Source organism: Wolbachia endosymbiont of Cylisticus convexus (genome assembly GCF_003344345.1).
This window is the reverse complement of sequence record NZ_QPIP01000171.1, coordinates 1-3,350: the sequence shown is the minus strand read 5'-3', so window position 1 is coordinate 3,350 and position 3,350 is coordinate 1. Positions and strand designations below refer to the sequence as shown.

The window sequence follows — 3,350 nt, the reverse complement described above, 5'->3', positions numbered from 1 at the left end:
AACTGGAGAAGTTTTATGGTTAAACCTTTAACAGTAGTTTATTCGAAGTGCAAAGAATAGGTTAGGAAATAAAGCAGTGTTAATAAAAAGAGCTGTAAGTATGACGCAAGAATTTAGATTATTTTAGTTACTTTATTGTATAACTTGCTTTTTTCAAATAGAGGATTATATGAGTAAAATAACTTTTTTAAAAGGCAAAGAACTACTTAGAGAGGAAATAGAATCTTGTTTTAAGCAGGCAAAAATGGCAGAGGAGCCAGATCTACAGGAGCTTATGTGTATGGAGCAAGCTGAATTGATATCAGCAAAGCTTGGATGCCTTGAATATAATACAGAATTAGAGAAACTTAAGTGCCTTATAGAGCCGGAAAATGGATCACCAGTAATTATGCAAGAGGAAGTGCTTATTATCTGATCAAGTTGGTGTAGTGTAGTATGATTTGAGTGATTCCATAAACATTGTTTCAATAGGAAATGATAATTCAAGTTGAAAACAAATTAAGAATTGAAAGAAAAACTAGCCTGGCATTGGCTGAAAAAGAGGTTAGTTTTTCTTGTGTTATGGAGGAAGCTCAAAAGAGAAATACCGATGCTATGGAGTGAGCAATTAGAGAAGTTTTATGGATTAGTGTTGTAACGTTTATAAATAATGCTCACAGAAACTTATACTCAAATATGTAAGGATATTAACATAAAATAGCGAAGATCTTGATACATGTTAACAAATAGTTAAAAGCAGGAAAATCTTTCCAGCAAGGAATGACAAGTTACTTATGAGTTTAGTTCAAAATTTTAGTTAATAAATTAACTTATATTGACTTATATAAAAATATTAGTTACACTATTAGTAGTTTATTAATAAAAGAGGCTAACATCATGACAGATTTTATAGATTTTTTCAATAATGATTCAGAATTTGTTGATGATAACTTTTATTATGAAGTACACAAATATAATAAAGATGGTCAGCATATTAAAGATGATTTTTACTTATACTCGCTGTGCTTCACCCGTGTGGAAATGAAGATGAAAATTTATCATTTTTTCATGAAGATCATGAGAAAACATCTCTTATATGGCTAGACAAAGAGTATTTGCAAATATCAGAGGGTAGCTGGAGAAGCGGAAGCTATTATAGTGATCTTTTGAATTCTGACTATGCGGTAAGTGATGTAACTTTGGATAAAAACATAGTAGAATTTAATGTAACTCCAACTGTAGAGAGCTACTCAAAAGAGGTAAATAAAATTGTAATCTCAAAAACCGGCTTGAAGAAAGGTAATTTATAACCCTTGACCTTGCCTAAAAATCTGTTATTTTAACCTGGAGCACTTATACTCCTCCTATTTTCACTTGACTTGCTATGCTGCACTGAGTGACTTGAGTTCATACTAGCATCCTGATTTTCTGCATAACCTTCTCTATAGGAGTTTGACGAAGAGTTCACTATATCGCCATACTGTAAATCTTTTACTGCTTCTAAGACTCCCTTCTCAATTTTTTTAGATGAGCTAACTCTTTCAGAAGACTGACAAAGCTTTCTAGGTCGTTCAAAATATCCTTGTTCTATAGCTTGATTAACTGATAAACCTCCTAATAAGCAATTTTCCCCTATTTCTTCGTTACAGCTTTTTAATTTCTCTAACTTTCCTTGATCTCTTACTTCTACCCATATGAAATTTTCATCCTCCTCATCAAGATATAATTCAACTTCTAACTCCCCCAAGCTGGTGTAGAAAGTTAACACTATACCGTCACTACCTGCAATGTCAGTGTAATTTCTGTCTTTCCCTTTAATGTCAATTCTTACTATACTTCCTCCTATTTTTAACGTGCAGACTTTTAATTCTAGATGTTCTACCTCCAATTCATTTGTAATTTTTACAATCTCAACAATACTACCTTGTGGATACTTTATATAAGAATATATATTATCTATGCTTATTTCTAACTCATCTTGAATTTGTTTGTTTTTGTTCACAATGCTTTCATACGCAGCATCTTTTAGCTTATCCATAATGTCTTTATATTTACAAGAAAGGTAGCCATCAAACTGTTCGTTAGAATCATTTACAAATCCCGTAGTCGCATGTGACATCCTATCGTTATAGAAAAGACATCGCTGCACTTTCCCGCCTTTTAATAGTAAACCTTTAGCAATATCTTGTATAATGCTCACATTTTCTTCATCTATTGCTATATCTTCACAATAGTCAATATGTATACCAGAGATTACTTTTGTAACATCGTCAAGAACATCTTCTATTTCCCTAAATGTTAAATCCACTACAGTTGTTTCATTGTCGTCACAATATGAGTTCAACTTCATTCCCTCTTCAAGATAATTATTTACTATATATTTAATTTTTTCTAGAGCACACCTTACCCAATCTTTTTCAGACTTTCGTATAATTTCTTCTATTAGATCATCCTTTGTCCAACCTTTTCCAAACTTTTGTACAATTTCTTCTATTAGATCACCCTTTGTCCAACCTTTTCCAGACTTTTGTATAATTTCTTCTATTAGAGCATCCTCTGTCCAATCTTTTCCAAACTTTTGTACAATTTCTTTTTCAATTTCCTCATACTCTCCCTCACTTTTCTTCCGTCTATTTTCCATTTCCTCATAAAACTTTTTAACCAATGAACTCCCTCCATCAGTCAATGGTATTTCTTTTTCTACTAAAGATGAATCTCCTTCTAAAAGAAAAGGAGGAGAGTTATCTAAATCACAGCTTGAGTTCGAGTCTTCCTCTGAGTTTAAATTGCTTAGGGCAATATTTGGCTGTGAATCCCAATACTCTGAAGAATAATAACTTTTTGAGCTAGTTTGTTCTGCGTATTCCACACATCGCTTGTTTTTTATCTCACTACTCATAGCATGTACCTCATCTTCGACACTTATTGTAACATGCAAGCGAAAATTAACAAGAAAAACATTCTGCCTACCAGCTTAATAGTTTCATCTACCCATTCCTGGTCCGCATAAGTTCTCCATGTTCACATTATTCATGTTGCCATTAGGTCCTTGCATTGCAGCTTGCTGCAATAAATTGACTACTTTCCCATGTCCACAGGACTGAGCCAAATGCAAAGGAGTTTTTCCTTCAGAGTTTTTTGCATAAACATCTGCTCCATGCTTCAATAGTACTTCAGCTACTTCTAAATCACCTTTCCAAGCAGCAAAATGCAAAGGAGTATTTTCTCCAAGTCCAAGGTTTCTTGCATTAACATCTGCTTCATGCTTTAATAGTAATTTGACTACTTCTAAATCACCTTCCCAAGCAGCAGCATGCAAAGGAGTATATCCTTGCTCACTTTTTTACATTAACATCTGCTCCATGCTTCAA

Annotated in this window: 5 protein-coding genes and 1 pseudogene; 4 read left to right on the top strand and 2 right to left on the bottom strand. The window is 33.2% G+C overall.

Annotation, left to right across the window (positions count from 1 at the left end; translation table 11 throughout):
• The first annotated feature begins 169 nt into the window (after positions 1–169).
• From Wcon_RS09845 to Wcon_RS09840, 4 genes are all read left to right on the top strand, one after another.
• Positions 170–415, top strand: a complete 246-nt coding sequence (locus Wcon_RS09845; protein ID WP_114517832.1) for a hypothetical protein — start codon at positions 170–172, stop codon at positions 413–415.
• Between the two features lie 59 nt (positions 416–474).
• A complete protein-coding gene (locus tag Wcon_RS12655; RefSeq protein WP_255565546.1) occupies positions 475–603 on the top strand; it encodes a hypothetical protein in 129 nt (42 codons plus the stop codon).
• A gap of 273 nt (positions 604–876) precedes the next feature.
• Positions 877–1,083: a hypothetical protein gene (locus tag Wcon_RS11290; RefSeq protein ID WP_147269189.1), complete on the top strand. Its 207-nt coding sequence runs from the start codon at positions 877–879 to the stop codon at positions 1,081–1,083.
• Positions 1,084–1,094: 11 nt separating this feature from the next.
• Entirely contained in the window at positions 1,095–1,289 is a 195-nt protein-coding gene (locus Wcon_RS09840; RefSeq protein ID WP_147269188.1) for a hypothetical protein, read from the top strand.
• Positions 1,290–1,318: 29 nt separating this feature from the next.
• On the opposite strand, the gene Wcon_RS09835 is transcribed toward Wcon_RS09840, so the two are convergent.
• Both Wcon_RS09835 and Wcon_RS09830 read right to left on the bottom strand, forming a co-directional pair.
• Positions 1,319–2,878, bottom strand: coding sequence for a hypothetical protein (locus Wcon_RS09835; protein ID WP_114517960.1), 1,560 nt, complete (start codon positions 2,876–2,878; stop codon positions 1,319–1,321).
• Positions 2,879–2,962: 84 nt separating this feature from the next.
• Positions 2,963–3,310: pseudogene (locus Wcon_RS09830) on the bottom strand (ankyrin repeat domain-containing protein); the annotation flags it as partial.
• Between the last annotated feature and the right edge of the window lie 40 nt (positions 3,311–3,350).

Bases quoted from the DNA above. Each gene is read 5' to 3' on its own strand.
- Wcon_RS09845 (WP_114517832.1), top strand. From the start codon at position 170: ATGAGTAAAATAACTTTTTTAAAAGGCAAAGAACTACTTAGAGAGGAA.
- Wcon_RS12655 (WP_255565546.1), top strand. From the start codon at position 475: ATGATAATTCAAGTTGAAAACAAATTAAGAATTGAAAGAAAAACTAGC.
- Wcon_RS11290 (WP_147269189.1), top strand. From the start codon at position 877: ATGACAGATTTTATAGATTTTTTCAATAATGATTCAGAATTTGTTGAT.
- Wcon_RS09835 (WP_114517960.1), bottom strand. From the start codon at position 2,878: ATGAGTAGTGAGATAAAAAACAAGCGATGTGTGGAATACGCAGAACAA.